Source organism: Streptomyces albireticuli (assembly GCF_002192455.1).
Classification (GTDB): Bacteria; Actinomycetota; Actinomycetes; order Streptomycetales; family Streptomycetaceae; genus Streptomyces; species Streptomyces albireticuli_B.
This window is the reverse complement of sequence record NZ_CP021744.1, coordinates 4,853,284-4,879,443: the sequence shown is the minus strand read 5'-3', so window position 1 is coordinate 4,879,443 and position 26,160 is coordinate 4,853,284. Positions and strand designations below refer to the sequence as shown.

Below are 26,160 nucleotides of genomic sequence, written 5' to 3'. Positions count from 1 at the left end.
AAAAGGGCGGCCACCCCCGTGGGGTGGCCGCCCTTCGCGCTGAGGGACTTACTTGCCCTTGGCGGCTTCCTTGAGCTTGGAGCCCGCGGAGACCTTCACGCTGTAACCGGCGGCGATCTGGATCGGCTCGCCCGTCTGCGGGTTACGAGCGGTGCGAGCGGCACGGTGGGTGCGCTCGAAGGTCAGGAAGCCGGGGATGGTGACCTTCTCGTCGCCCTTGGCGACGACCTCACCGACGGTCTCGGCGAGCGCGGCCAGGACGGCGTCGGCGTCCTTGCGGGTCACCTCGGCGCGGTCGGCCAGCGCGGCCACCAGCTCACTGCGGTTCATGTTGTACTCCCGTGTTCTTCTTGCCAATGAGGCGTGAGATCGAAGCCGATGCTGCCAGGGCCCTCGGACAGTCCCCGGACCCGGGTCTGTTGCCAGACCCTCGCGCCCGGTTACGCATCCTGCCCCCACCAGTGGCGGGAAAGCCAATCCGGCACCCTGGAGAGTCACACGGAAAGCGGCACAGCCTCGGATACAGCCGCATTTCCGCGGCCTGATTTCTGCCCGTCACCTTATGGGCAGGTCGCGGGCCCCGAGGCCCGCGACGCGCCGTCGTCAGACGGTCGTGGTGCCTGTCACAGCCGCGCCGGCGGCCTTCGCGGCCTCCCGGACGGCACCCGCGACAGCACCCGCCACCTTGTCGTTGAAGACGCTGGGGATGATGTAGTTCGCGTTGAGTTCGTCCTCGGCGACGACGTTGGCGAGGGCGCGGGCGGCGGCGAGCATCATGTCGGTGTTGACGGTGCGGGACTGGGCGTCCAGCAGGCCGCGGAAGACTCCCGGGAAGACCAGCACGTTGTTGATCTGGTTGGGGAAGTCGGAGCGGCCGGTGGCGACGACGGCGGCGGTCTGGCGGGCGATGCCGGGCTCGACCTCGGGGTCGGGGTTGGCCAGCGCGAAGACGATCGCGCCGTCGGCCATCGCGGCGACGTCCTCGCCGCCCAGGACGTTGGGGGCGGAGACGCCGATGAAGACGTCCGCGTCGCGGACGGCTTCCTTCAGGGTGCCGGTGATGCCTTCGGGGTTGGTGTTGTCGGCGATCCAGCGCAGGGCGGTCTCGGGGCCGGCGTCGACGAGGTCGGGGCGGGCGGCGTGGACGACGCCGTGGATGTCGGCGACGACGGCGTGCTTGACGCCGGCGGCGATGAGGAGCTTGAGGATGGCGGTGCCGGCGGCGCCGGCGCCGGACATGACGACCCGTACGTCGCCGATGGACTTCTCCACCACGCGCAGGGCGTTGGTGAGGGCGGCGAGGACGACGATGGCGGTGCCGTGCTGGTCGTCGTGGAAGACGGGGATGTCGAGGGCTTCGCGCAGGCGGGCCTCGATCTCGAAGCAGCGGGGTGCGGAGATGTCTTCGAGGTTGATGCCGGCGAAGCCGGGGGCGATGGCCTTGACGATCTCGACGATGGCGTCGGTGTCCTGGGTGTCCAGGCACAGGGGCCAGGCGTCGATGCCGGCGAAGCGTTTGAAGAGGGCGGCCTTGCCCTCCATGACGGGGAGGGCGGCCTTGGGGCCGATGTTGCCCAGGCCCAGGACGGCGGAGCCGTCGGTGACGACGGCGACGCTGTTGCGCTTGATGGTCAGGCGGCGGGCGTCCTCGGGGTTCTCGGCGATGGCCATGCACACGCGGGCGACGCCGGGGGTGTAGACCATGGAGAGGTCGTCGCGGTTGCGGATGGGGTGCTTGGAGGCCATTTCGATCTTGCCGCCGAGGTGCATCAGGAAGGTGCGGTCGGAGACCTTGCCGAGGTGGACGCCCTCGATGCCGCGGAGTTTCTCGACGATCTCGTCGGCGTGGGCCGTGGAGGTCGCGGCGACGGTGACGTCGATCCGCAGCTTCTCGTGGCCGGAGGCGGTGACGTCCAGGCCGGTCACCGATCCGCCGGAGGACTCCACGGCCGTGGTGATCTGACCGACCGACGTCCCGCTCGCGGGGACCTCCAGCCGGACCGTCATCGAGTACGAGACGCTTGGCGCCGTTGCCATGGCCGACTTCCTCTGCTTTCCCTTGTTCCACTTCGTACGCCCGCTCGGGGTTCGCCCAGGGCGTGAGCAACGATGGTCGCACCTACCAGCCGGTAGGGGGTAACCAGCCCCGTATTCCGGAAGTAAATTTCCAGGATCCGGGAGCGGAGGAGACGGCCGGGGCGGGTGGGGAATCAGAGACCGCACACGCTCCGAAAACGCCCCGGAAACGCTCCCCGAACCACTCCGGAAGCACTCCCGAAAAGCCGACGGGCGCCCTTCCCCTGGGAGGAAGGACGCCCGTCAGGAACGTCTTGGGTGGCACCGGCCCGCCATGCTCGCCTCGCGGCAAGTGGTCGCTCGAAGCGACTAAGGTTGGGCCCGGGGGCTTGGATCGAGCCGGTGCCACACCCAGGCTAACAAACCCTCCCGGGAAGTCATTCCAGGAGCGGAAGTTCGGCCCCGAGAAGGCCGGATCCCCTGCGGGACGACCCCCTCGGCGCACTCCCCCGACCCGCCGTCAGTCCCGGAGCAGGTCCGGCACCCCGTCCGCGTCCGGGTCGTCCCGCTCGCCGGAGAGCACCGTCAGCCGCTGGGTGGCCCGGGTCAGCGCCACGTACAGCACCCGCAGCCCGGCCGGCGACTCGTCCGCGATCTCGGCGGGCGTGACCACGACCGTCGCGTCGTACTCCAGGCCCTTCGCCTCCAGGCTGCCCAGCACCACGACCCGGTCGCCGAGCCCGGCCAGCCAGCCCCGCGCCTGCGCGCGGCGCCCCATCGGCACGACCACGCCGACCGTGCCCTCGACGTCGGCCAGCAGGTGCCGCGCCTCGGCCCGCACCGCGGCGGCCAGGTCGTCGCCCGCCACCGCGAACCTCGGCTCGACGCCCGTGGAACGCACGGCCGCCGGCGACTCCATGCCCGGCATCGCCAGCGCCAGCACCTTGGCGGCCAGCTCGGCGATCTCCGCGGGGTTGCGGTAGTTCACGGTGAGCCGGAAGCGGGTGCGCCGGCGGGCGCCCAGCGCCTCGTCCCGCGCGGCCGCCGCCTCGTCCGGGTCGGACCAGGAGGACTGCGCCGCGTCGCCGACGATCGTCCAGGTGGCGGTGCGGCCCCTGCGGCCCACCATCCGCCACTGCATGGGCGTCAGGTCCTGCGCCTCGTCGACGATGACATGCGCGTAGTCCCGGCGCTCCTCCGCGAGCCGCTCGGCGCGCTCCCGGCGCGACTCCGAGCGCTGCGGCATCAGCTCCTCCAGCCCCGTCAGATGGGCCAGCGGGTCCACCTCGCGCGGCTGCCGGGGCCGGGCCGGGGCGCCGAGCAGCGTCTCCAGCTCGTCCAGCAGCGCCACGTCGTGCACGGACAGCGGGCCGCGGCCCGCCGCGTCCAGGCGCTTGAGCGAACGGGCCAGCTGCCGCACCTCGCGCGGGTTGAGCACCCGGCGCGACCAGCGGGAGAGCCGGCGCTCGTCGGCCATCGCGGCGAGCACCCCGCGCGGGGTGAGCTCGGGCCACCAGGCGGCGAGGAAGCCCAGGAAGTCGTCCTCGGTCGAGACGTCCTCGTCGAACGCGCGCCGGGCCTCGGCGGCGAGCTCCGGGTCGGTGTAGCGCTTGGGGCCGCCGGCCCGCGACCACAGGGCGTCGAGGATCAGCCGGCGGGCGCGCGGGCGCAGCAGGTTCACCGGCGCGGTGCCGCCCAGGGCGGCGTTGCGGATCCGCTTGAGCTCCTCCGCGCCCAGCTCCACGCGGGCCCCGAAGGCGACCACGCGCAGCCGGTCCGGTGGGCCCTGCGGCGCGCCGCCGTCGGCGGGACGGTCCAGGCCGTCCAGCGGCAGCTGCCCGTCGCGGTTCCCCCGCGCGGCGGCCGGTGCCCCCGCCGAACTGCCCTCAAGTGCCCCCCGCACCGCCTTGCGCAGCACCTTGAGCATCCGCGACGAGCCCTTGATCCGGGCGACGGCGGGCTCGTCGTACGTGTCGGCCTCGGCGCCGTCGACCAGGGAGCCGACGGCGCGGATCGCCACCTGTCCCTCCTCGCCCAGCGAGGGCAGCACGCCCTCGGTGTAGGCGACGAGCAGCGGGGTCGGCGAGACGACGAGGATGCCGCCCGCGTAGCGCCGGCGGTCCTGGTAGAGGAGGTAGGCGGCGCGGTGCAGGGCCACGGCGGTCTTGCCGGTGCCGGGGCCGCCCTCGACCTCGGTCACCGACGCGGCGGGCGCCCGGATGACCATGTCCTGCTCGGCCTGGATGGAGGAGACGATGTCCCGCATGGTGTGGCTGCGGGCCTGGCCCAGCGCGGCCATCAGCGCGCCGTCGCCGACGACCGGCAGCGCGGCGCCGGCCAGGGTGGCGGTCAGCTCCGGGCGCAGCAGGTCGTCCTCGACGCCGAGGACCTTGCGGCCCTTGGAGCGGATGACGCGGCGGCGGACGACCCGGCCGGGCGCGACGGGCGTCGCGCGGTAGAAGGGCGCCGCGGCGGGCGCCCGCCAGTCGATGACGAGCGGGGAGTAGTCGGAGTCCAGGACGCCGATGCGGCCGATGTGCAGCGTCTCGGCGATCTCGGCCCGGTCGTCGCTGACGGCGTCGTCCGCGGGCTCGACGGAGGTGTAGGCCCCGTCGGGGCCCTTCTTCCCGTCCTTGCCGAGGAGCAGGTCGATGCGGCCGAAGAGGAAGTCCTCGAACTCGCTGTTGAGCCGGTTGAGGTGCACCCCGGCGCGGAACACCTGGGCGTCCCGCTCGGCGAGCGCGCCGGGCGTGCCGACCTGCCCGCGCTTGGCGGCGTCGTCCATGAGGAACTCGGCCTCGTGGATCTTCTCCTCCAGGCGTCGGTACACCCGGTCGAGATGCTGTTGTTCGGTACCGATCTCCCGGTCGCGGACCCCGTCGGGCTCCGTCTCCGGTCCGGTCGCCACGTGTGCGTGCGTGGCGTTCTGCGCGGCCACCCAAGCCCCCTTCTGCTGTGCCTAGGGCAGCCGTCAACCGTACGCGAACAGGGGTACTGAGCGCACCTGTCAGGACATGACGGAATTAGTCGGGTTCGGGATCGGTTTGATCGGGGTTCCGGATGGGCTCCCCAGCGCTCTCGAACGGCGGCACGGCCGGCGGCCGGCCCGTCAGAGCCTGACCGTGGCCAGCAGCGCGCCGTCGAGCGTGCGGACCTCGAAGCGGGAGATGTCCTCCCGGTTCAGCGCGGCGCCCCCGTGGGTGTACAGCGGCGCCCTTCCCCACTTCTCCCCCTTGTCCCCCTCGGCTTCGTCGTTCCCGCCGACGCCGTAGCCGCCCGGCGGCACCGCCCAGGTGGTGACCGTCTGCCGCTCGCCGTTCTTCCCCACGGCGACGAGGTCGCAGGTCCGCGGCCCCTCGACGTGGCCGAGCCGGAGGGCCACATGGGTGCCCCAGGGCTTCGGCTGGAGCGAGACCGTGGCCTCCACCTTGGTCGCGGGGTCGACCGTGCCGATCTTCTCGCCGTCCTCGTACATCTGCTTGGCCGCGCTCACCGAGCTGTGGTCCGGCGCGTCCCGCTGGACGAGGGCCGCGCCGGCCAGCGGCCCGGCGACGATCAGGGCCGCCGCCGCGGCCGCGAGGCACAGCCGGCGGGTACGGCGCGCCCGCCGGGCGGCGGCGACCTCGCCGAGCAGCCCGTCGAGGAGCGCGGGGCCCGGCCGCGCGGTGAGCGCCCCGGGGTCCGGCGTGGCCTCCTTGAGGTCGGCGAGGAGCGGGGTCAGGCCCATGAGGCCGTCCAGCTCGGCGGCGCACCGGTGGCAGTCGGCCAGGTGCTCCTCGAAGCGGCCGGCGTCCGCGTCGTCGAGCACGCCCAGCGCGTAGGCGCCCACGTCCATGTGCCCTGCCGGCCCGGTCATGCCGTCACTCCCCGTTCCTCCAGCGAGAGCTTCATGGAGCGCAGGGCGTAGAAGACCCGGGACCGCACGGTCCCGGCCGGTACGCCCAGCGCCTCGGCGGCCTCGCTCACCGTACGTCCCTTGAAATAGGTCTCTATCAACGCCTCCCGGTGGGCCTCGGAGAGGTCGCCCAGCGCGTCGGAGATGGTCATCAGGCGCAGGGCCCGGTCGATCTCGTCGGCCGCCGGGATCAGCTCCAGCGGGGCGGGGTCGACCTCGCGGGGCCGGGCCTGCCGGCTGCGGTGCCCGTCGATGACGATGCGCCGGGCGACGGTCACCAGCCAGGGCCGTACGGAGCCCGGGGTGCCGCGCAGCCGGTCGGCGTTGCGCCAGGCGCGCACCAGGGTCTCCTGGACGACGTCCTCCGCCCGCTGGCGGTCGCCGGCCACCTGCCGGAGCACGAACGCGAGGAGCGGGCCGGCGTGCTCCTCGTAGAGCGCCCGCATCAGCTCCTCGTCGGGACTCGTCCTGTCAGCCACGACGGCATCCTTGCGCACGGCGTTCCCCCGGGTCGATAGCGCGAGTCGGTCACCGCTGCCCTTCCGTACGGGCGGCACCGGCGTACGACTCAGCGCCCGGCGGAAATTCCGCCGGCGGACGCGCGAACCCCCGCGCGTACGGCCCCGGCACGCGCCGCGTTCAGCCCGACTCCCGTGACACAGGCGACACTTCACGACTGAACCCGGGCCGTGCCGGGGCCGTACGACATGCCGAGCGCACGGCTCGCGGTGCGGCCGCCTCCACGGCCCGGCCCCACCGCCTCCCGGCCCGCCACCGGCGAACCCCCGGCGGCAACCCGACGGTCACCCCCGGCCGTTGACCACCCGCCGCCGGTGGCGGGCCACCCGCTCGCGGTTGCCGCACACCTCGCTGGAGCACCAGCGGCGCCGGTGCCCCCGCGAGGTGTCCAGATAGATCAGCGAGCACGTCTCGCCCTCGCACTGCCGCAGCCGGCCGCGCGCCGCCGGGTCGGTGAGCAGCTCCACCGCGTCCCGGGCGATCCGGCCGACGAGCTCCTCGCAGTCCGGGGCGCCGTCCACCGCGCGGACCAGGGTGCCGTCGGCCGCGCGCACGGCTCGGGGCGCGGGCGGCGCGGTGGCCGCCAGGGCGTTGACGCGCTCCAGGTCCGGGTCGGCGGCCCGGCCGGCCACCTCGGCGTGGACGACGCGGTGCAGCAGGTCGCGGGCCGCGCGGAAGCGCGCGAGCCAGGAGGGGTCCACCGCGTCGAGCGGGGTGCCGGCCGGCACCACCCCCGCGCCGACGAGCCAGGCCCTCAGCCGCGCGGGGCTGTCGAGCCGCTCGACCGGTTCCTCGCTGAACCGGCCGCCGACCGTCGCCACCAGGTCCAGGCAGAGCCGCCCGGCGTCGAATCGCAGGTCATAGGGGGCCGTCGCCACCATGCGCCTGTCACCTTTTCCTTGTTTCCCTGTACGCCTGTCCGCCGTGTCCGTCGCGCACGTCGTGCCGGGCCACGGCGTTCCTTCGCAGGTCGTACGTCCTCACGTGCCGTCGTCTGTCCGCCGCGGTCGGCTTCAGTCCCCCGGACCGCGCCTTCCCGGGCTCCTCTTCTCCGGTCCCCCTCCAGGGTGCCCCGCGGGACACGCCCCTGTAACCCCCGGGCCTCGCGCCCGTGCGCCCGTCGGGCGCCCCCCTTGTCCGCCGTCAGCGCCCCGCCATCACGGCCGCGTCCTCCTCCGGCAGCCACGCGCCCTCCGGACGCGTCAACCAGCCGTGCCGCGCGGCCAGTTCGCGGGCCGCCGCGCGCAGCGCGTCCAGGCCCGGGTGGCGCAGCCCACGCCGCCAGACCATCGAGACGGGCGACAGCGGCACGGGGTCCGTCAGCGGGCGCAGCACCATGCCGGGCACGTCCAGGAACTCCACGCTCGCCAGCACCGACCAGCCGCGCTTGCGGACGACGCGGACGAACTCCCCGTCGCCCTCGATCTCCGGGAAGGGCGCGGCGATGCCGATGCCGCGCCCGTCGAAGAGCCGCTCGGCGAGGTCCGTCCACTCCGCCGTGGCCTCGTTGCCCGCCGCCGCGTAGAGGGTCTCGCCGGCCAGCGCCGCCAGCGGCACCTCGGGCAGGGCGGCGAGCCGGTGGTCCTCCGGCAGCAGGACGGCCATGGGCTCGTACCGTACGGGCAGGTGGTCGAGGCGGGCCCGGACGGCGGGGCCGAGGCCGGCGAGCCGGCCGAAGGAGACGTCCAGCCGGCCGGCCAGGATCTCCCGGGCGGCGCCGGTGAGCCCGCTGTGGAAGCGGGCCACCAGCTCGCGGTCGGGGGCGGCCAGCCGGGCGGCCTCCAGCACCCGGCCCGTGACGCCGACCGTCGCGCTGTCCACGATCAGGGGCCGCTCCTCGTGGGCGAACGCGGCGGCCAGCTCGTCGTGGGCGGCGAGCACCCGGCGGGCGTACGGCAGCAGCCGGGCACCCTCCGCGGTGAGGGTGACCTGCCGGGTCGTCCGGGCGAACAGCTCGGCGCCCAGGCGCTGTTCGAGGCGGCGGATGTCGCGGCTGAGCGCCTGCTGGGCGACGAACAGCCGGGCGGCGGCGCGGGTGAAGTGGAGCTCTTCGGCGGTGGCGGCGAAGGCGCGCAGCAGGCGCGGCTCGATGTCGTACGGCACCCGCGGCAGTCAACAACAGATGTGCGTGAATGGCCACCGATCAGGTGTTGGACCGGGCCCCGGGGGCGCGGCGAAGGTGGACGGCATGCCCCCGCGCCCCTCCTCCCCGGCCCCCGCTCCCCTGCTCGCCGTCACCGGCGGCACGCTCGTCGCCGCGCCCCGGTGGCCCTCGGCGCCCGCCGGCCGCGCGCGCCGGAGCACCGCGCCGCGCGGCCCGTACGCCCGGCTCCTCGCCGTCCCCGGCGCCCGCGCGTTCACCGTCTGGAACCTGCTGGCCCGGCTGCCCATGGGCATGTTCGGGGTGAGCGCCGTCCTCATGATCTCGGCCGAGCGCGGCTCGTACGCGCTGGCCGGCGCCGTCACCGCGACCGGGCTCGGCGCGACCGCCGTCGTCGGCCCGTGGACGGCGCGGCTGGTGGACCGCCACGGGCAGGCCAAGGTGGCCGTGCCCGCCGCGGCGTGCGCCACCCTGGGCTCGCTGGCCCTGGTGCTGTGCGTGCTCCTCGACGCGCCCGCGTGGACGCTGTTCGCCGCGTACGCCGCGACCGCGACGACGCCCAACACCGGCGGCATGTCGCGCGCCCGCTGGGCCCACCTGCTCCGGGGCGACCCGGCGGCCCTGCACACCGCGAACTCCTTCGAACAGGCCGCGGACGAGGCGTGCTTCATGCTCGGCCCGGTCGTCGCCACGCTGCTGTGCACGGCCGTCCCCGGCTTCCCCGAGCTGGGCACCCTGGTCGCGGCCGCCTGCTTCCTGACCGGCGTCACGCTCTTCGCCGCCCAGCGCCGCACCGAGCCGCCCGCGTCGGGCGCGGTGCGCTCCGGGCGGTCGCCGGTGCGCGGCAACCCGGCCCTCGCCGGGGTGCTGGCCGTCTTCCTGTGCACCGGGGCGGTCTTCGGGTCGCTGGAGGTGGTGACGGTGGCGTTCGCGGACGGGCTCGGCCACCGGCCGGCGGCGGGTGCCGTGCTCGGCCTCCAGGCGGCCGGCTCCTGCGCGGCCGGGCTGCTGTACGGGCTGACCCGGCCCACGGGCCCGGTGGACCGCCGGTTCCGGCGCCACCTCGCGGCCATGGCCGCGGCGGCACTCCTGCCCCTGCTCGCCGGGACCCTGGGCAGCCTGCTCGCGCTGGCCGGGGCGCTGCTGATCGCGGGCACGGCGACGGCGCCCACCATGGTCACCGGCATGCGCCTGGTTCAGGGCCTGACGCCCGCGGGGCGGCTCAACGAGGGCATGACGCTGGCCGTGACCGGGCTGCTCGGCGGGGTCGCGGCGGGCTCGGCGGCGGGCGGCTGGTGCGCCGAGCACCTGGGGGCGGGCGCCGCCTACGGGGTGCCCGCCGGGGCCGCCGCGCTGGCCTGGCTCACCGCGGTGGCCGGGCGGTCGCGCGGGCCGTCCGGCGGCGGAGCAGCAGCGCGCCGGTGACCACCACCACGGTCGCCGCGGCCGCCCCGGCCAGGACGGCGGGCGAGGGCGCGTCCACCGAAGCGGAGGTACCGGATCCGGTGACCGTGATCCGGCCGGTCCGCTTCACCCGGCCATGGTGGCTGACGACGGTGACGGGATAGCGGCCCGGCTCCAGGTCCGCCCGCACCCGGGCGGGCCCGAGGTAGCGCGGGTCCCGCCCGTCCCCGGCCTTGCTGTCGTCACGCCGCAGCGCCGCCGGGCGGACGAAGGCCGGTGAGGTGGCGCGGAGCCGCTCCTCCTCCCCCGCGTCGGGCGCCTCGTCCTGCCAGAGCACGTGGACGGTCCCGCCGGCCGCGACCGTGTGGCCGTAGGAGCGGGCCGCGTCCGGCGCCGGGGCGTCGGGGCCGCCGAAGAGGGCGGGGCCGCGCGCCCGGCCCAGGTAGTCCCGGTCGCCGGGCCGGGCGGCGCGCACGGTCAGCGGCCGCTCGTCGACCGCGCGGCCGCCGGGGCCGGTCAGCACCACCCGGTACGTGCCGTCCGCGAGGCCGGGCGGCAGCTCGGCGCTCCCGGCGAAGAGCCGGGGGTTGTGCCAGTCCGGGCCGCTGGGGTCGTGGGTCAGCGGGACGGACGCGCGGAAGGCCGAGGAGCGCGCGGAGAAGGCCGAGCCGGTCTCGCCGGGGTACAGGTCGTCGTAGGACATCCACAGCCGCTCCCCCGGGCGCAGCGTCCCGCCCGGCGACGCCACCGTGAACCGCGGCCGCCGCGACGGGGCGACCTCCACCCGGTCCTCGGCGACGACGCGGCCGCCGGCCTCGACGGTGAGCGGATGGCTGCCGGGCCGGGCGCCCGCCGCGACGGCGGCGCGGACGTGGTGCCCGCGCCCCTCGCCGGGCCCGCGGGGCTCGTAGGGGGTCAGCTCGACGGGCCGGCCGAAGGCGGGCGAGACGACCTTGACGGTGACCCGCTCGCGGACGCCCCGGACATCGATGTCGACCAGCTCGCCGGGCCGGCTGCCGAAGGCGCCGTTGAGCAGCAGCCGCACCTCGCCGTCGCCGCGGCCCCCGCCGCCGTCCTGCCCCGCCGCCACGCCCGCCGGCCCCAGCACCCCGGCCACCGCCAGGGCCAGCACCCTCAGGATCCGCTTCACCGCACCCCCTCCTCGATCGGCGGCGCCGCCCGGCGGCCACGCGTCCGGGACCACCATGGGGGAACCACCCCTGGAAACGACAGAGGCCCCACCGCTTGGAGCGGTGGGGCCTCTGCCTCACATGGGATGAGTGGAGATGGCGGGAATCGAACCCGCGTCCAACGGTGCGGAATCAGGGCTTCTCCGTGTGCAGTTCGCTGCGATTTTCTCGGCCCCGGAGATCACGCGAACAAGTCTCCGACAGGCCCAGCCGCTGTTTGGTTTCCCACCAGGCCCCGCGGCCGGGCCTGGTGGTTTAGTTCCCTAGCTGATGCCAGGATCCGGGTCGGGAACAGCCCCGGGCTGACACTTCGCAAGTCGCTACTTAGGCAGCGAGGGCGAAGGAATCGCGCTTGGTGTTGGCGATTATTGGTTGCGACATATGGTTTACGAGATCATTGCCGCTTCCTCGACACGCTTCCCCTGCTTCGACATCCGCTGTCGAAACCGATCATCCCCATGTTGTTTTTTCAAAGTGCGCCCCTTGCGGGGTGCGTGCGCCCCTCTCGGGGTGCGCTGCCCATCGTACGTGACGGGCGGAGGGCCGTGCCAGCGTATTTACCCGCGTGGGCTACCGGCCGGACGCCCGCTGCCGGCGGCGGGCCGCCGCGATGGCGCGGTTCGACTCGCGGGTGTCCTGCTTCTCGCGCAGGGTCTGCCGCTTGTCGTACTCCTTCTTGCCCTTCGCGAGGGCGATCTCGACCTTGGCCCGGCCGTCCTTGAAGTACAGGGCCAGCGGCACGATGGTGTGCCCGGTCTCCTGCGTCTTGGACGCCAGCTTGTCGATCTCCGCGCGGTGGAGCAGGAGCTTGCGCTTGCGGCGGGCGCTGTGGTTCGTCCACGTGCCCTGGTTGTACTCGGGGACGTGGACGTTGTGCAGCCACGCCTCCCCGCCGTCGATCTGCACAAAGCCGTCGGCCAGCGAGGCCTTGCCCTGACGCAGCGACTTGACCTCGGTGCCGGTCAGCACCAGGCCGCACTCGTAGGTGGTCAGAAGGTGGTAGTCATGTCGCGCCTTCTTGTTCTGCGCGACCAGTTTGCGACCCGTCTCTTTAGCCATAGCGCGGCCATTCTCGCACTACGACCCACCCCCGAGGCCACTCAATACTGTGCGGGCCCGCCGCTCGGCGTCGCCGCGGACGACCAGGTCGGGCGCGATGCCCCGGCCGTCGACCGTCCGCCCGCCGGGTGTGCGGTAGTGGCCGACGGTCAGCTCGGCGACCGAGCCGTCCGCGAGCCGGGTGGGCATCTGCACCGAGCCCTTGCCGAAGGTCGGGGAGCCGACGACGACGGCCCGGCCGCGGTCCTGGAGGGCGCCGGTCAGCAGCTCGGCGGCGCTCATGGTGCCGCCGTCGACGAGCACGACCAGCGGCGGCCGGGTGGCGCCGCCGGGCCGGGCCTCCAGGGCGCGCTGGCTGCCCCGGACGTCGTAGGTGGCGACGAGGCCGCCGTCGAGGAAGGCGGAGGCGGCGGTGACGGCCTCGGTCACCAGACCGCCGCTGTTGCCCCGCAGGTCCAGCAGGATGCCCTCGGCGGGCCCGGCGGCGCGCACGGCCCGGCCGACCCGCTCGCCGGTGCCCCGCGTGAACGACTCGACCTTGATGCGGGTGGCCCGAGCCCCCGAGCCCTCGTCCTGGAGCCGCTCCACGGCGACGCTCTCGGTGACCAGCCGCGCCCGGCGCAGCGTGCGGTCCCAGAGCCGGTCGCCGCGCTGGAGCCCGAGCGTCACGGGCGTACCGGGCACGCCCACGGCGGCCGGCGGACCGTACCCCTCGCCGCCCTCGCCCCACCGGCCGGGCGCCGCCGCGTCGCCGCGCAGCCGGGCGACGACCTCGGTGACGGGGAAGCCGTCGACGTCCTGCCCGTCGACGCTGCGGATCCGGTCGCCGGGCCGGAGGCCGGCGCGCGCGGCGGGGCTGCCGGGGCGGACGCTGTCGACCTCCGTGCGGCCCTCGGCGGACCGGCGGGCGGACAGGCCGACGCCGACGTAGCCGCCGTCGAGGGAGCGCGCGAACCCCTCGTACTCGCGGGCGCTGTAGACGGCGGACCAGCGGTCGCCGCTGCGGGTGACGACCTCCGTGGCGGCCTCCGAGCCCGACTTGCCGTCCTGCGCGGCCTGCGCGGCGGCGGCCTCGACGGCGCGGTGGTCCACGGGAGGCGCCGGAGCCCGGTCCTCGGCGCCCGGCGCCGCGGCCGGGTGGGCGAAGGTGCGGGTCCAGGCCCGCTCCCGGCCCTCCTGCGCGTCCGCGCTCCAGGAGCCGGCCGCGGCACCCGTCGCCAGTACGCCCGCGAAGACCAGTGTCAGCGCGGCGGCGCGGCGGGCGCGGCGCCGCGGGACGAACATCGACGGGCCGGGCATGCGCGTGAGTCTAGGACACGGAAGGGCGCCGTACGGGGAGTTGACCGCACGGCGCCCTTCGCGCTCGTCAGACCTTGAGGTACTTCCGCAGGGCGGCGAACGCCGCCAGGGCGGGCATCAGCAGCCCCATCGCCAGCACCAGCGGCAGCTTGGCCAGCACCGCGTCCCACCCGATGAAGGTGATGACGTCGATGTGGTTCACGAGCCAGTTGTTCACGAGGAAGTACTGGCCGCTGACCAGCAGCACGCAGGCCAGACCCGCGCCCAGGAGACCGGCGAAGGCGGCCTCCATGACGAAGGGGATCTGGATGTAGAAGCTGGACGCGCCGACCAGACGCATGATGCCGGTCTCCCGCCGACGGCTGAACGCGGATACCCGGACCGTGTTGACGATCAGCATCAGCGCGACGACCAGCATCAGGCACATCACGCCGAGGGCCGCGAAGTTCATGCCGTTGAGGAGGTTGAACAGATCGGACAGGACGTCCTTCTGGTCCTGCACCATCTGCACGCCGGGGCGCTCCGAGAAGGCGGTGGAGATGACCTTGAACTTGGTGGGGTCCTTCAGCTTGATCCGGAAGGACTCCTGCATCTGGTCCGGGGTCACCGAGGCGGCGATCGGGGAGTTCTTCCCGAACTGCTCCTTGTAGTGCTTGTACGCCTCGTCGGACGTCTCGAACTGCACCTTCTGGACGACCGCCATCTTCTCCAGGTCGGCGCGGATCTCCTTCTTCTGGTCCTCGGTCGCCGCTCCCTTGGCGCAGGCCGGGAAGGACTGCGCGTCGGTCTTGTTGCAGAGGTAGATCGAGACGTTGACCTTGTCGTACCAGAAGCCCTTCATCGTGCTGACCTGCTCGCGCATGAGCAGCGACCCGCCGAAGAGCGCGAGCGACAGAGCCACGGAGACGATCACCGCGAAGGTCATCGTGAGATTACGGCGGAGACCGACGCCGATCTCCGACAGGACGAACTGGGCGCGCATGGCGTCCTTTCAGTGCTGGTAGCCGTAGACGCCGCGCGACTGGTCGCGTACGAGACGGCCCTGTTCCAATTCGATGACGCGCTTGCGCATCTGGTCCACGATCTGCTGGTCGTGGGTCGCCATGATGACGGTGGTCCCGGTCCTGTTGATCCGGTCCAGCAGCTTCATGATGCCGACGGAGGTCTGCGGGTCGAGGTTGCCGGTCGGCTCGTCGGCGATCAGCAGCATCGGGCGGTTGACGAAGGCGCGGGCGATGGCCACGCGCTGCTGCTCACCGCCCGAGAGCTCGCCGGGCATCCGGCTCTCCTTGCCGCCGAGGCCCACCAGCTCCAGGACCTGCGGGACGGCCTTGCGGATCTCGCCGCGGGGCTTGCCGATGACCTCCAGGGCGAAGGCCACGTTCTCGCTGACGGTCTTGTTGGGCAGGAGGCGGAAGTCCTGGAAGACCGTGCCCAGCTGGCGGCGCATCTGGGGCACCTTCCAGTTGGAGAGCCGGGCGAGGTCCTTGCCGAGCACGTGGACCTGGCCCGCGCTGGCCCGCTCCTCGCGCAGGAGCAGTCTCAGGAAGGTGGATTTACCGGACCCCGAGGAACCGACCAGGAAGACGAACTCGCCTTTCTCGATCTCCAGCGAGACCTCGCGGAGCGCAGGGCGGTTCTGCTTGGGATAGGACTTGGAGACATTGTCGAATCGGATCACGAGTGCACCAAGCGTCGACCTGGATAGGGGGCACGGAACACCGCGCGACCGCGGCTCCCGTCGGTGTCCGTGACCATACGCGACCGACCGGTGCACGCGCAGTCGGCATCGGGTGATGGCGCGTTTGCGGGCACCGCCCCGGGGGACAAAATCAGGACAATGGGAACAGGCGCCCCGGCCGTGGCACCCCGCCTCCGCCGACCGGTCGCGCCGAACGGCGGGGAAGCTGGCACAGTGGTAAGGGGAACCGCTCGGCTCTCCCACACGTTGGACGTACCGGAGGAGGAGATCGCATGACATGCGACCGACTGGTGTGCGCCAACTGCGCGGCCCCCGTCAGTGAGGGCCGCTGCCCCGTGTGCCGGGCCAGCAGGGAGCGCCTTCAGCACCAGGAAGGCATCTTCGCCGGGCTGACCCCGGCCACGCTGCTCGCGCTGCTGGTGGCGCTGATAGCCGTGGCCCTGGTCGCGCACAACTTCGCCGCGTAGCCGCCCGCTCACGCGGCACGCCCCCTTGAGAGGGCGCATTCGAGCGTACGAAGGGCCCGGAGCGTGGGAACGCTCCGGGCCCTTCGTCATGTCCGCGGTGGTGCCGTGTGCCCCCGGCCGGGGCGGCCGGGGCGCGTGCGTCAGGCCGCGGCGGCGTTGCCGCGCGTCATCAGACGCGGCAGCAGGCGGAAGCCGACGCCGCCGGCGATCATCGTCGCGGCGCCGACGACCAGGAAGGTCGTCTGGCCGGCGCCGGTCTCGGCGAGCTGCTCCTTGGGCTTGGCCTGCTGCACGGGCTTGGTGCCCGAGCCGTCGGTGTCCGTGCCGGAGCCGCAGTTGCTGGCGGTGTCGACGGGGCAGGTGCGGCCTTCGTCGCCCTTGTCGCCCTGGTCGCCCTTGTCGGAGCCGCCGCCGGTGGTGGCACCGGTGTGGTCGTCGCCGGAGCCGCCGGTGGAGCCGGTGCCGCCGGTGCTGCCGGTGCTCCCGGTCGAGCCGGTGGAGCCGGTGGACCCCGTGGAGCCGGACGAGCCGGAGGAAGAGCCGCCGGAGCCCGTGGAGCCGGTGCTGCCGGTGCTGCCGGTGCTGCCGGTGCTGCCGGTGCTGCCGGTGCTGCCGGTGCTGCCGGTGCTGCCGGTGCTGCCGGTGCTGCCGGTGCTGCCGGTGCTGCCGGTCGAGCCGGTGCTGCCGGTGCTGCCGGTGCTGCCGGTGGAGCCCGTGGAGCCGGTCGAACCGGTGCCACCGGTCTCGTTGCCGCCCGTACCCGTACCGCCGGTCTCGTTACCACCGGTGCCCGTGCCGCCGGTCTCGTTACCGCCCGTGCCGGTACCGCCGGTACCCGTACCGCCGGTCTCGTTACCACCGGTGCCGGTGCCACCGGTCTCGTTGCCACCGGTGCCCGTACCGCCGGAGGACGGACCGCCGGTCTCGTTGCCGCCCGTGCCGGTGCCACCCGAGGACGGACCGCCGGTCTCGGAGCCGCCCGTCTCGTTGCCACCGGTGCCGGTGCCACCCGAGGAGGGACCGCCGGTCTCGGAGCCGCCGGTCTCGTTACCGCCGGTGCCGGTGCCGCCCGAGGACGGGCCACCGGTCTCGGTACCGCCCGTGTTCGTACCGCCGGTCTCGTTGCCACCCGTGGTCGGCGGCTGCGGGATCTCGTTCGGGTCGCCGTCGACGGCGACGGAGCGGACCTTGACGTCCGCCTTCACACCGACCCCGGCGACGTGGACGCCCGCGGCGGAGGCCGCGCCGGCCGCCGTCAGCGAAGCACCGGCGGCGACGACCGCGCCGGCGGCTATGCGCGCGACGCGCAGCCGCGTCTTCTTGGTCATATGCCTGCTACCCCCAGTAGCCGATCTCGTCATTGGAGCAGCTATGCACGGGGCGGTGGCGTCTCGGAGGCCGGAAGATCGGCGTAGCCGGCCGCATCGGCCGGCCGCTCGCCCCCCGCCACACACGCCCCAGTGATACGCGTGCCACGCGCCAGCCTTCCCAGTTTTTGATGCAGCGTCAAGGAAGTTACGGGCGGGACTGTCCGGCTGTGCGGGGGTTTGGGGTTACTTCTCCTGCTGCTTGCGCCAGCGGATGCCGGCCTCCAGGAAGCCGTCGATGTCGCCGTCGAGGACGGCGGTGGGGTTGCCGACCTCGAACTCCGTACGGAGGTCCTTGACCATCTGGTAGGGGTGCAGGACGTAGGAGCGCATCTGGTTGCCCCAGGAGCCGCTGCTGTCGCCCTTGAGCGCGTCCATCTTGGCCTGCTCCTCCTGGCGGCGGCGCTCGAGGAGCTTGGCCTGGAGGACGTTCATGGCGGTCGCCTTGTTCTGGATCTGCGAGCGCTCGTTCTGGCAGGAGACGACGATGCCGGTCGGGATGTGGGTCAGGCGCACCGCGGAGTCGGTGGTGTTGACGCCCTGGCCGCCGGGGCCGGAGGAGCGGTACACGTCGACGCGGAGCTCGGACTCGTCGATCTCGACATGGTCGGTCTGCTCGACGACGGGGAGCACCTCGACGCCCGCGAAGGACGTCTGGCGGCGGCCCTGGTTGTCGAAGGGCGAGATGCGGACGAGGCGGTGGGTGCCCTGCTCGACGGAGAGCGTGCCGTAGGCGTACGGGACCTGGACGGCGAAGGTGGTCGACTTGATGCCGGCCTCTTCGGCGTAGGAGGTTTCGTAGACCTCCGTCTTGTAGCCGTGGCGCTCGGCCCAGCGGAGGTACATGCGCTGGAGGCGCTCGGCGAAGTCGGAGGCGTCGACGCCGCCGGCCTCGGCGCGGATGTTGACCAGCGCCTCGCGGGAGTCGTACTCGCCGGAGAGGAGGGTGCGGACCTCCATCTCGTCCAGCGCCTTGCGGACGGCGGTGAGCTCGGCCTCGGCCTCGGCGAGCGCGTCGGCGTCGTCCTCGGCCTCGGCGAGCTCGAAGAGCACGGAGAGGTCGTCGATCCGGCCACGCAGGGACTCCGCCTTGCGGAGCTCCGCCTGGAGGTGCGACAGCTGGCTGGTGATCTTCTGTGCCGCCTCCGGGTCGTCCCAGAGGGAGGGGGCGGCCGCCTGCTCCTCGAGCACGGCGATGTCAGCCCTCATCTTGTCGAGGTCCAGGACGGCCTCGATCGACCCCATGGTCGAGGAGAGGGACTTCAGCTCTTCGGATACATCAACGACTGCCACGCACCCAGCCTAACGGCTGCGCCGGGCTGCCTGCCCCGAAGAGGGTTGCCGCGGGGCGGAAGCCGCCGCATTTCGGGCGGGCGGGGCGCCTGCGGCGGGCTTGTTCCCCAGCCCCGCCCCTTCCCGAACCGGGGCTCCGCCCCGGACCCCGGTCCTCAATCTCCCCCAGCTACCGCTGGGAGGTGCCCCCAGACGGGCTGAAATTCAGCCCGTCCGGCGATTGAGGACACCGCGCGGAGCGCGGAAAGGGGGCCCGGGGGCTTGCCCCCGGTTACGGGAAGGGGCGGGGTGGGGAACAAGCCCGCCGCAGGCGCCCCCACAACCCGGCCCCGCTACGGCACCCGCGCCCCCGGCACATCCGTCCGCTCCACCGTCGGCGACTTCCGCGGCGCGTCCTGCCCGGACTGCCCCGACGTCGCGAACCACGTGCCCACACCCGCCGCCGCGGCCAGCGCCACCGCCGCCGCGCCCAGCTTGATGCGCCGCCGCCGGGTCTCCGCCGGGGACCGGTGCCGCGCGGAGCCCGCCCGGCGCTGGCCGGGGGCGCGGGGCGCGCGGGCCGTGCCGTGCGCCCCGCCCGCCAGCTCGGCCGGGGTCGGCACCCGCATGCTCGTGTGTGTGTCCCGGTTGGAGTCGGAGACGGCCCCCGGCACGAGCGGCACCGCGCCGCGCGGCCGCCGCGCGGCGGCCGGCCCGGGCGGGACGGCGGCGCCGTCCAGGGAGGTGCGCTCGGTGGCGACGCCGTCCTGCGGCTCCGGCTCCTCCTCGGGTTCGTCGATGTCCAGCGGCGGTATCCCGGCGAGGCCGGGCAGCAGTTCGCGCAGCCGGGCCGCCAGCTCCGGGGCGCGCAGCCGCGAGGCGGGCCCCTTCGCGAGGCACTGGACGATCAGCTGCCACAGCTCGTCGGGGATGCCGGGCAGCGGCGCCACGGTCTCCGTGACGTGCCGCCGCAGCACCGCGCCGGGGTGGCCGCCGCCGAAGGGCGTGAAGCCGGCCAGCAGCTCGTAGAGCACGGTGGCGAGGGCGTAGACGTCGACGGAGGCGCGCGGCGGCAGGCCCTCGATGATCTCGGGGGCCAGGTAGTCGGGCGTGCCGATGACGCTGCGGGGGCCGGGCCCACGGCCCTGCGCGCCCTGGCCGGGCGCGGCGGCGGGCCGCTCGCGCGTGGGGCGCGGGCTGTCCACGAGGCGGGCGATGCCGAAGTCGGTGAGCAGCGCGGGGTGCGCGCCGCCGGGTCCGAGCTCGCCCTGCATGTCGAGGAGGACGTTCTCGGGCTTGACGTCGCGGTGCACGATCCCGGCCGCGTGCGCGGCGGCGAGGCCGTCGGCGACGTCGGCCACGATGGCGACGGCGGCCTCGGGCGCGAGGCGCCGCTCCCGGTCGAGCCGGGTGCGCAGGTCCGTGCCCCGGATGAGGTCCATGACGAGGGCGAGGTCGGCCCCGTCCACGACGAGGTCGCGGACGCCCACCACATGCGGGTGGTCCAGGCCGAGCAAGGCCGCGCGCTCCTGCACGAACCGGCCGACGAGCTCCTGGTCCGAGGCGAGGTCCTCGCGCAGGAGCTTGATGGCGACCGGGCCCTCCGGCCCCTCGCCGAGCCACACCGTGCCCGCACTGCCGCGCCCCAGCACCTGGTGGGCGGTGTACCGGCTGCCGATCTTCCGTGCCAAGGCTGTTCCGGTTCCTTTCAGTCCTCCGACATCCGACGGGGGCGCCGGCGACCAAGCTACGCGGCCGAGGAGGCGTCAGGGACACCGATCCCGGAGCAACCGCCACTTCCGCGGCGGAAAACACCCGTCAGGTGTCGACAAATCCACACCGCTACTGACCCTTGGACGACCCGAGGCCGGAGATCCAGTCCTTCACATCCTTGATCCAGCCCCAGGTGGCGTCCCAGAAGCTCTTGCCGTCGGCGACCCAGTCCTTCAGCGGGGTGAACTCCCAGACGAGCCAGGAACCGACGATCAACAGGACAATCATGAAAAGGCAGCCCTTGAGGCAGCCGAGACCCGGGATCCGCATGGGGTTCGCGCTGCGCTGCCGCGGCGGTCTGGGCTCCCGGCGCGGGGCCGGGGGCTCCGGGGCGTACCGCTGCGGCTGGGGCTCCTGGTAGCGCTGCTGCGGCTCGGCGCCACGGCGGCGGCGCTCCGGCGGACGCGGCGGGGCGTACGGCTGCGGCTGGGCCTGCTGCGGCTGCGGGGGCCTCGGCGCGTACTGCTGGGGCTGCTGCGCGTACGGCTGCGGGGGCTGCTGCCCGTACGCGCGCTGCGGTGGCCGCTGGGGCTGCTGCGGCTGCTGGGGCGGCTGCTGCGGGGCGCGCCGCTGGGGGCGGCGGCGCAGCGGGTCCTCGCTCGGGTCGAGGTACTGCACCTGGGTCTGGTCGTTGCGGTCGCGGGCCGCGCGCATCTGCGTCTGCCACGGGTGCTCGCCGTCGCCACCGGGCGGCCCCGGCGGTACGGGCGGCATGGCGCGCGTCGGGTCGGGGGCGCCGCCGGAGCCGGCCGGCATGACCCGGGTCGGGTCGGCGTCGCCGCCGGGCGCGGGCGGGGTCGTGGGCAGGAAGCTGGTCGCGGCGTCCGGGTCGGCCCAGGGGGCGGGCGCGCCGCCGGTCGAGGGCAGCACCTGCGTGGGGTCGGCGTCACCGCCGCCGGCGGCCGGTGCCGAGCCCTGCCCCGTGCCGGGGACCAGCGCGGGCTCCGGGTCGGGGGCGAGCAGCGCGGCGACGCCGAGCGCGGCCTCCGCCTGGGCCGGGGAGGCGTGCACGCCGACGCCGGCGGCGACGACGCGCAGCGCGCGGGCCAGGTTCTCCGCGCCGGGCCGCTCCTCCGGCCGCTTGCTCAGGCAGCGCTCGATGACCTTCCACAGGGGCTCGGGCACGGTGCTGGGGCGGCGCGGCTCGGCGCTGAGGTGCTGGTGCAGGACCTCCAGGGCGGTGGCCCCGGCGAACGGCGGGCGGCCGGTGACCAGCTCGTACAGCAGGATGCCGGCGCCGTAGATGTCGACGGCGGAGGTCTGCGGGCGGCCCTCGGCGGACTCGGGCGCGACGTAGGCGGGCGTGCCCACGAACTCGTGGGTGCGGGTCAGGCCCGGGGAGTCGGCGAGGCGCGCGATGCCGAAGTCGGTGAGCATCGGGTGCAGCGTCGGACCGCCGGTGCCGGCCAGCAGGACGTTGGCCGGCTTGAGGTCGCGGTGGACGACGCCGTCCGCGTGGCTGGCGGCGAGGGCGTCCGCGATCTGGGCGGTGAGCAGCGCGGCGGCCACCGGGGTGAAGGGGCCGTTCTCGCGCAGGTAGCGGTGCAGGTCCGGGCCGTCGACGAGGTCCATGACGAGGGCGAGGAGATCGCCCTCGACGACGAGGTCGCGGGTGCGGACGATGTTGGGGTGGGTGAGCCGCAGCAGGACGGAGCGCTCCCGCAGGAAGCGCATCACGACGTCCGCGTCGTTGGCCAGCTCCTCCTTGAGCACCTTGATCGCGAGGGCCTCGCCGGGCTGCCCGGCCACCGCGGCCTCGGCGCCGGCCGCCTCCCGCTGGCGGGCTCGCCAGACGGTGCCCGTCGCGCCGCGTCCGAGCACCTCCTCGAGCAGGTACTTGCTACCTACCGGCCGCACGTCATGCGCTCCCTGATCGTGGTCCTTGCTTGTGATGGCCTCTGTCGTGCCCGGCCTTGCGCCCACTGTAGTGCCGTCGTACGGACCACCGGCTTGACGAAATCCGGGGGGCTCGGGGTAAAGACGCGCGTTCCGGACACTTGGTTGCCACCAGTGGGTGGTGTGGCGGTGCGGGCGACCTTACGGGCCGCGGCGCGACGCGCAGGAGCGCGCGAAAGAGCGCACGTCCGGGCGTCCGCAAAAAGACGGCAAGAGACGTCAAGGGACATCACTAAACAGGCGTCCGGCGAACCGATCACGAGACGGCGCCGACCCCACTCGCTCACCAACGGCGTTTTTCGCACACTCCGATCGTCGTTCAAGATCACGAATTGGCTCTCGTCGGGCGCGTCGTCGGTGGCAGGTGCGAGGATGCTCGCAAGCACGGATGCGGTGGGGAGGGAGCGGACTGCCCCGCGCGAACGTGGTGACCTGTACGTGCCGACGCGCCCGTGCCGGTGGGGGAAGGCCGCGCCCGGCCCCTGTCGCGCACCCAGGGGCAGGAAGGGACCGTTGACGGCGATGCAGATCAGGCTGACCGTCCTCGGGCCGCTCAGCGGCCACACCACGCACACCACTCGGGCCTGCGATGTGCTCGTGACCGCCCCCGCGGGCACCGCCCTCGCCAGTGTGACCAGCGGGCTCGCCACCGCCGTCGCGGCCGCCGGCTGCGACCTCGGCAGCGGCACCGCCGTCGTCTACGCCGGGGCCGAGCGGCTCGACGCCCAGCGCCGCGCCCTGGGCGAGCCCCCGCTGATCGACGGCGCCGTCCTGTCCCTGAACGCCCCCGCCGACCCCGAGCGGCACCCGGGCGCCCCGCTGCTGTCGGGCGACCCGGAGGCCGCCGTGCGGCTGCACGTGGTCTCCGGGCCGGACGCGGGCGGGGTCCACCTGCTGCACGGCGGCGAGGTCCACGTCGGCCGCTCCACGTCGGCGGACGTCCCCCTCGACGACCCCGACGTCTCCCGGCTGCACTGCGCGGTCACCCTCGCCGAGGACGGCACGGTCACCGTGCGGGACCTCGGCTCCACCAACGGCACGGCCCTCGGAGGCGAGGAGGTCACCGGGGAGCCGGTCGTCTTCCCCTCCGGCGGGCTGCTGCGGGTGGGCGAGTCGGTGCTGAGCCTGCACGGCACGCGGGACGCGAACCCGCCGGTGCTGCCCGCCGTCCCGGACGGCGAGGGGCACCTGCGGGTGGGCCCCGTCGTCACCCCGCCGACGGGCCCGCTGGCTCCCCCGGCGCGCGGCCCCTGGCTGGGCGCCCCGCCGCAGGCGCGGGAGCCGGGCCGGACGAGCAGCGCGGTCGGCACGGCCGGCTTCCCGGCCCCGGACCCGCTGTACGGCGAGGACCCCGTGACCCACGGCGGGCGCGGGGTGCGGCTGAGCCCCGAGGCACCTCCCGCGCAGCCGCCGGCCGCCCCGGCCGGGCCCGCCGAGGAGCCGGCCCGGCGGCGCAACCGCGGCATAGGGGCGTGGGCGCGGCGGCTGACCGGCGGCCGCGGCACGGCCGCCAGGCCGGCGGCGCCCGGCGAGTGGCCCGAGGACGGCGCGCTCTCCGCCGAGACCGCCCGCACCGAGGCGGCGGCGCTGCGCGAGCGCTGGCCGGACCCGGCGGGCGTGCTGCTGACGGCGCTCGGGCCGGGCCCGCGTCTGTGGGAGCGCGGCCCGGACCACACGGACCTGCTGACCGTCCGGCTGGGCACCGCCGACCGCTACGCCCCGGACGGCTCGGCCCTGGCGGCCGTGCCCGTGACGGTAGGGCTGCGGCAGGCGGGCTCCCTGGGGCTCGCCGGGCCCCGGGCGCGGCTGTCCGGGCTGGCCCGCTCGGTGCTCGCGCAGCTGGCCGCCCTGCACTCCCCCGCCACCCTGGAATTCGTCCTGATCAGCGCGGACCGCGCGCGCACGGCGGAGGAGCGGCTGGCGGAGTGGTCCTGGCTGGGCTGGCTGCCCCAGCTGCGTCCGGTGCGCGGCCAGGACTGCCGGCTGCTGACCGCCTACGACCGTGAGCAGGCCGTGGCCCGCACCTCCGAGCTCGTCCGCCGCCTGGAGGAGGGGCCGCTGGGCCCGCACTGGGCGGCGGCCCCGGCGGCGGCCGTCGCGCACGCCGCCGAGCGCCACACCGGCCCGCGCACCGTCGTGATCGTCGACGGCGACCCCGGCTCGGCCGATCTGCGCGAGACGGTCGCCCGGCTGGCGGCGGGCGGCCCGGCGGCGGGCATCCATCTGCTCTGTCTGGCCGAGGCCCCCGCCACGACGCCCGCCTCGCCGGTCTCCGCCACACTGGCCACGGCCCGAGCCGCGTCCCCGGCGTTCCCGCACTGCGGCGCCGTGGCGCTGCTGAGCGGCGACGTGGCCACGGTGATCCAGGTCATCCACCGGGCGCCGGTGGCGGCGGCCGGAGGGCCCGCGGCCGACCCGGGGCAGGCGTACGAGCGGCCACGGCCGGCCGACGCGTACGGCCAGGACGGCACGCCCCCCGGCGCCCCCGGTACGGCCCTCGACACGCGGTACGCGCCGCCCCCCGATCCGTACGGCACGCCCGGCGCCGGCTTCCCGGACCCGTACGGCCTGACGCACCCGGGCCCCGCGGAGGCCGTCGCCGCGGCCGGGCCGGGCTACCCGGCCGCGACGCACCCGCCGGCCGACGGTGCCGACGGCACGGCCGTGGTCGCGGCCGTGGACGCCGTGTCGGCGGCGTGGGCCGAGCGCTTCGCGCGGGCGCTGGCGCCCCTGCGGATGTCGGACGCGGCGGCCGGCGGCCCCGCCTCCCGGGTGGCGGCGGCCCTGCCGCGCAGCGCCCGGCTGCTGGACGAACTGGGGCTCGCCCGTGCCACGCCCGCCTCGCTGACCGCCCGCTGGGCGGCGGCCACGGACCGGGGCGCCCGGCCCGGCGGCCGCGCCGTCGCGGTGCTCGGGGCCGGGCCGCACGGCCCGCTCGCCGTGGACCTCGCGGCGGACGGACCGCACCTGCTCGTCGAGGGCGGCACCGGCAGCGGCAAGTCCGAGCTGCTGCGCTCCCTCGCGGCCTCGCTCGCGGCGGCGGACCGGCCCGACCGGCTCTCGCTCGTGCTGGTCGACGGGGCCGGCGCCGAGCGGGGCGAGGGGCTGCGGCTGTGCACGGACCTGCCGCACGTCTCCACGTACCTCGCGGCCTCCGACCCGGTGCGGATGCGGGAGTTCGCGCAAGCGCTCAGCTCCGAGCTCAAGCGCCGCGCCGAGCTGCTCGGCCGGCTCGACTTCACGGCCTGGCACACCCAGCACGCCGCCGTCGCCGCCGCGCAGGTCGTGGCGCCCCGCCGCCCGATGGACGCCGCCGGTGACCTGGACAGCCTGCCGACGGGCACCCTGAAGCTGCGCACCCAGCGGGACGGGCCGTCGCTCACGGCGGAGACGGCGCTGCCCCGTCTCGTCGTCCTCGTCGACGACTTCGACGCGCTGGTCGCCCCGGCCCTGGGCAGTACGGGCCGGCCGGCGGCGGGCTCCGTCGTGCGCGCCCTGGAGGCCGTGGCCCGGGACGGCGAGCGGCTCGGGGTGCACCTGGTGGCGGCCTCCGGCCGCCCCGAGCGGACGGCCGACACGGCGGCCGTCGAGCGGGCCGGGCTGCGCGCGACGCTGGAGATCGCCCCGCCCTCGGCCGACGGCGGGGCGGCGGACGGCAGCGGCGCGGGCGAGCCCGCGCCGGGCCGCGGCCGGCTGATGCGCCCGGACGACGACGCGACGACGCCCTTCCAGGCCGGCCGGGTCACGGGCCGGATCCCCCGGACGGCGACGCTCCGCCCGACGGTGGTGGCGCTGGACTGGCAGCGGATGGGCGATCCGCCGACCCGCCGCCCGGTGCGCGAGCTCGGCAACGGCCCGACGGACCTGGCGCTGCTCGCCAGCGCCCTTCAGCGGGCCGCGCAGTCGGCCGGGGCGGAGGCCGCGCCGCCGCTGCTGTGACCGCGCCGTCGGCGGCGGGGGGGGCGCACGACCGTGGCGGGGGGCGCGGCGGACTGTGGAGGTGCCCGGCGGATCCGGTCACTCCCGCCCGGGCGTCCTCGCGCGCCGGGCGGGCCGGACGGCCTGTGGCGCGCGAGGACCGCGCTCCGGGGCGGGCCGCGGACCGGAGCCGGCGCGAAGGGGCCGGACCGGAAAGGGCCCGGCGCGCCCGCCACCGGCCCGGAGGCTCGCGTGACAGCGCATCACAGCCCGGTCACGATA

General features: G+C 75.0%; 19 protein-coding genes and 1 other RNA gene. 3 read left to right on the top strand and 17 right to left on the bottom strand.

Annotated features, from left to right (window positions below; translation table 11 throughout):
* Window positions 1-48: 48 nt before the first annotated feature.
* The 7 genes from SMD11_RS21010 to SMD11_RS20975 all read right to left on the bottom strand — a co-directional run bounded on the left by SMD11_RS21010 (window position 49) and on the right by SMD11_RS20975 (window position 8,533).
* A complete protein-coding gene (locus tag SMD11_RS21010; RefSeq protein ID WP_004951951.1) occupies window positions 49-330 on the bottom strand; it encodes an HU family DNA-binding protein in 282 nt (93 codons plus the stop codon).
* 273 nt (window positions 331-603) lie between these two features.
* Window positions 604-2,037, bottom strand: coding sequence for an NAD-dependent malic enzyme (locus SMD11_RS21000; RefSeq protein ID WP_087927912.1), 1,434 nt, complete (start codon window positions 2,035-2,037; stop codon window positions 604-606).
* A gap of 499 nt (window positions 2,038-2,536) precedes the next feature.
* Window positions 2,537-4,954 (bottom strand): HelD family protein, encoded by a 2,418-nt coding sequence (locus tag SMD11_RS20995; RefSeq protein WP_199843921.1) that lies wholly within the window; start codon window positions 4,952-4,954, stop codon window positions 2,537-2,539.
* A 171-nt stretch (window positions 4,955-5,125) separates the two neighbouring features.
* Complete coding sequence (locus tag SMD11_RS20990) at window positions 5,126-5,872, bottom strand: anti-sigma factor family protein (protein ID WP_087927911.1); 747 nt, start codon at window positions 5,870-5,872, stop codon at window positions 5,126-5,128.
* Complete coding sequence (locus SMD11_RS20985; RefSeq protein ID WP_087927910.1) at window positions 5,869-6,408, bottom strand: sigma-70 family RNA polymerase sigma factor; 540 nt, start codon at window positions 6,406-6,408, stop codon at window positions 5,869-5,871. The genes SMD11_RS20990 and SMD11_RS20985 overlap by 4 nt, the downstream gene beginning before the upstream one ends.
* Before the next feature lie 306 nt (window positions 6,409-6,714).
* Entirely contained in the window at window positions 6,715-7,311 is a 597-nt protein-coding gene (locus SMD11_RS20980; RefSeq protein ID WP_087927909.1) for a CGNR zinc finger domain-containing protein, read from the bottom strand.
* 262 nt (window positions 7,312-7,573) lie between these two features.
* Window positions 7,574-8,533: a LysR family transcriptional regulator gene (locus SMD11_RS20975; protein WP_087927908.1), complete on the bottom strand. Its 960-nt coding sequence runs from the start codon at window positions 8,531-8,533 to the stop codon at window positions 7,574-7,576.
* Window positions 8,534-8,618: 85 nt separating this feature from the next.
* Here SMD11_RS20975 and SMD11_RS20970 point away from each other — a divergent pair, with 85 nt between their 5' ends.
* Complete coding sequence (locus SMD11_RS20970) at window positions 8,619-9,956, top strand: MFS transporter (protein WP_087927907.1); 1,338 nt, start codon at window positions 8,619-8,621, stop codon at window positions 9,954-9,956.
* Here the strand turns inward: SMD11_RS20970 and SMD11_RS20965 are convergent.
* The 6 genes from SMD11_RS20965 to ftsE form a co-directional block, all read right to left on the bottom strand.
* A complete protein-coding gene (locus tag SMD11_RS20965) occupies window positions 9,895-11,085 on the bottom strand; it encodes a hypothetical protein (RefSeq protein WP_087927906.1) in 1,191 nt (396 codons plus the stop codon). The genes SMD11_RS20970 and SMD11_RS20965 overlap by 62 nt on opposite strands.
* A gap of 128 nt (window positions 11,086-11,213) precedes the next feature.
* Window positions 11,214-11,583, bottom strand: a transfer-messenger RNA (tmRNA) gene (gene ssrA / locus SMD11_RS20960).
* Window positions 11,584-11,695: 112 nt separating this feature from the next.
* Window positions 11,696-12,184, bottom strand: coding sequence for an SsrA-binding protein SmpB (smpB, locus tag SMD11_RS20955; RefSeq protein ID WP_087927905.1), 489 nt, complete (start codon window positions 12,182-12,184; stop codon window positions 11,696-11,698).
* A gap of 18 nt (window positions 12,185-12,202) precedes the next feature.
* On the bottom strand, window positions 12,203-13,483 hold the full coding sequence (locus SMD11_RS20950) for a S41 family peptidase (RefSeq protein ID WP_087927904.1): 1,281 nt from the start codon (window positions 13,481-13,483) through the stop codon (window positions 12,203-12,205).
* A 67-nt stretch (window positions 13,484-13,550) separates the two neighbouring features.
* Complete coding sequence (ftsX, locus tag SMD11_RS20945) at window positions 13,551-14,465, bottom strand: permease-like cell division protein FtsX (RefSeq protein ID WP_087927903.1); 915 nt, start codon at window positions 14,463-14,465, stop codon at window positions 13,551-13,553.
* Between the two features lie 9 nt (window positions 14,466-14,474).
* Window positions 14,475-15,164 (bottom strand): cell division ATP-binding protein FtsE, encoded by a 690-nt coding sequence (ftsE, locus tag SMD11_RS20940; RefSeq protein ID WP_087927902.1) that lies wholly within the window; start codon window positions 15,162-15,164, stop codon window positions 14,475-14,477.
* Window positions 15,165-15,457: 293 nt separating this feature from the next.
* On the opposite strand from ftsE, the gene SMD11_RS20935 reads away from it, so the two are divergent.
* Entirely contained in the window at window positions 15,458-15,652 is a 195-nt protein-coding gene (locus tag SMD11_RS20935) for a hypothetical protein (protein WP_087927901.1), read from the top strand.
* Window positions 15,653-15,792: 140 nt separating this feature from the next.
* Here SMD11_RS20935 and SMD11_RS20930 read toward each other — a convergent pair whose 3' ends face one another.
* The 4 genes from SMD11_RS20930 to SMD11_RS20915 form a co-directional block, all read right to left on the bottom strand.
* Window positions 15,793-16,980 carry a hypothetical protein gene (locus SMD11_RS20930; RefSeq protein ID WP_087927900.1) on the bottom strand — a complete coding sequence of 396 codons (1,188 nt, stop codon included), beginning with the start codon at window positions 16,978-16,980 and terminating at the stop codon, window positions 15,793-15,795.
* Window positions 16,981-17,205: 225 nt separating this feature from the next.
* Window positions 17,206-18,312: a peptide chain release factor 2 gene (prfB, locus tag SMD11_RS20925; RefSeq protein ID WP_087927899.1), complete on the bottom strand. Its 1,107-nt coding sequence runs from the start codon at window positions 18,310-18,312 to the stop codon at window positions 17,206-17,208.
* A 332-nt stretch (window positions 18,313-18,644) separates the two neighbouring features.
* Window positions 18,645-19,982, bottom strand: coding sequence for a serine/threonine-protein kinase (locus SMD11_RS20920; RefSeq protein WP_087927898.1), 1,338 nt, complete (start codon window positions 19,980-19,982; stop codon window positions 18,645-18,647).
* Window positions 19,983-20,133: 151 nt separating this feature from the next.
* On the bottom strand, window positions 20,134-21,921 hold the full coding sequence (locus tag SMD11_RS20915) for a serine/threonine-protein kinase (protein WP_087927897.1): 1,788 nt from the start codon (window positions 21,919-21,921) through the stop codon (window positions 20,134-20,136).
* Between the two features lie 561 nt (window positions 21,922-22,482).
* Here SMD11_RS20915 and SMD11_RS20910 point away from each other — a divergent pair.
* Window positions 22,483-25,899: an FtsK/SpoIIIE domain-containing protein gene (locus SMD11_RS20910; protein WP_087927896.1), complete on the top strand. Its 3,417-nt coding sequence runs from the start codon at window positions 22,483-22,485 to the stop codon at window positions 25,897-25,899.
* Window positions 25,900-26,160 lie beyond the last annotated feature (261 nt).

Excerpts from the sequence above, each read along its gene's own strand:
- SMD11_RS21010 (WP_004951951.1), bottom strand. The coding sequence starts at position 330 with ATGAACCGCAGTGAGCTGGTGGCCGCGCTGGCCGACCGCGCCGAGGTG.
- SMD11_RS21000 (WP_087927912.1), bottom strand. The coding sequence starts at position 2,037 with ATGGCAACGGCGCCAAGCGTCTCGTACTCGATGACGGTCCGGCTGGAG.
- SMD11_RS20990 (WP_087927911.1), bottom strand. The coding sequence starts at position 5,872 with ATGACCGGGCCGGCAGGGCACATGGACGTGGGCGCCTACGCGCTGGGC.
- SMD11_RS20980 (WP_087927909.1), bottom strand. The coding sequence starts at position 7,311 with ATGGTGGCGACGGCCCCCTATGACCTGCGATTCGACGCCGGGCGGCTC.
- SMD11_RS20970 (WP_087927907.1), top strand. The coding sequence starts at position 8,619 with ATGCCCCCGCGCCCCTCCTCCCCGGCCCCCGCTCCCCTGCTCGCCGTC.
- smpB (WP_087927905.1), bottom strand. The coding sequence starts at position 12,184 with ATGGCTAAAGAGACGGGTCGCAAACTGGTCGCGCAGAACAAGAAGGCG.
- SMD11_RS20950 (WP_087927904.1), bottom strand. The coding sequence starts at position 13,483 with ATGCCCGGCCCGTCGATGTTCGTCCCGCGGCGCCGCGCCCGCCGCGCC.
- ftsX (WP_087927903.1), bottom strand. The coding sequence starts at position 14,465 with ATGCGCGCCCAGTTCGTCCTGTCGGAGATCGGCGTCGGTCTCCGCCGT.
- SMD11_RS20935 (WP_087927901.1), top strand. The coding sequence starts at position 15,458 with ATGACATGCGACCGACTGGTGTGCGCCAACTGCGCGGCCCCCGTCAGT.
- SMD11_RS20930 (WP_087927900.1), bottom strand. The coding sequence starts at position 16,980 with ATGACCAAGAAGACGCGGCTGCGCGTCGCGCGCATAGCCGCCGGCGCG.
- SMD11_RS20910 (WP_087927896.1), top strand. The coding sequence starts at position 22,483 with ATGCAGATCAGGCTGACCGTCCTCGGGCCGCTCAGCGGCCACACCACG.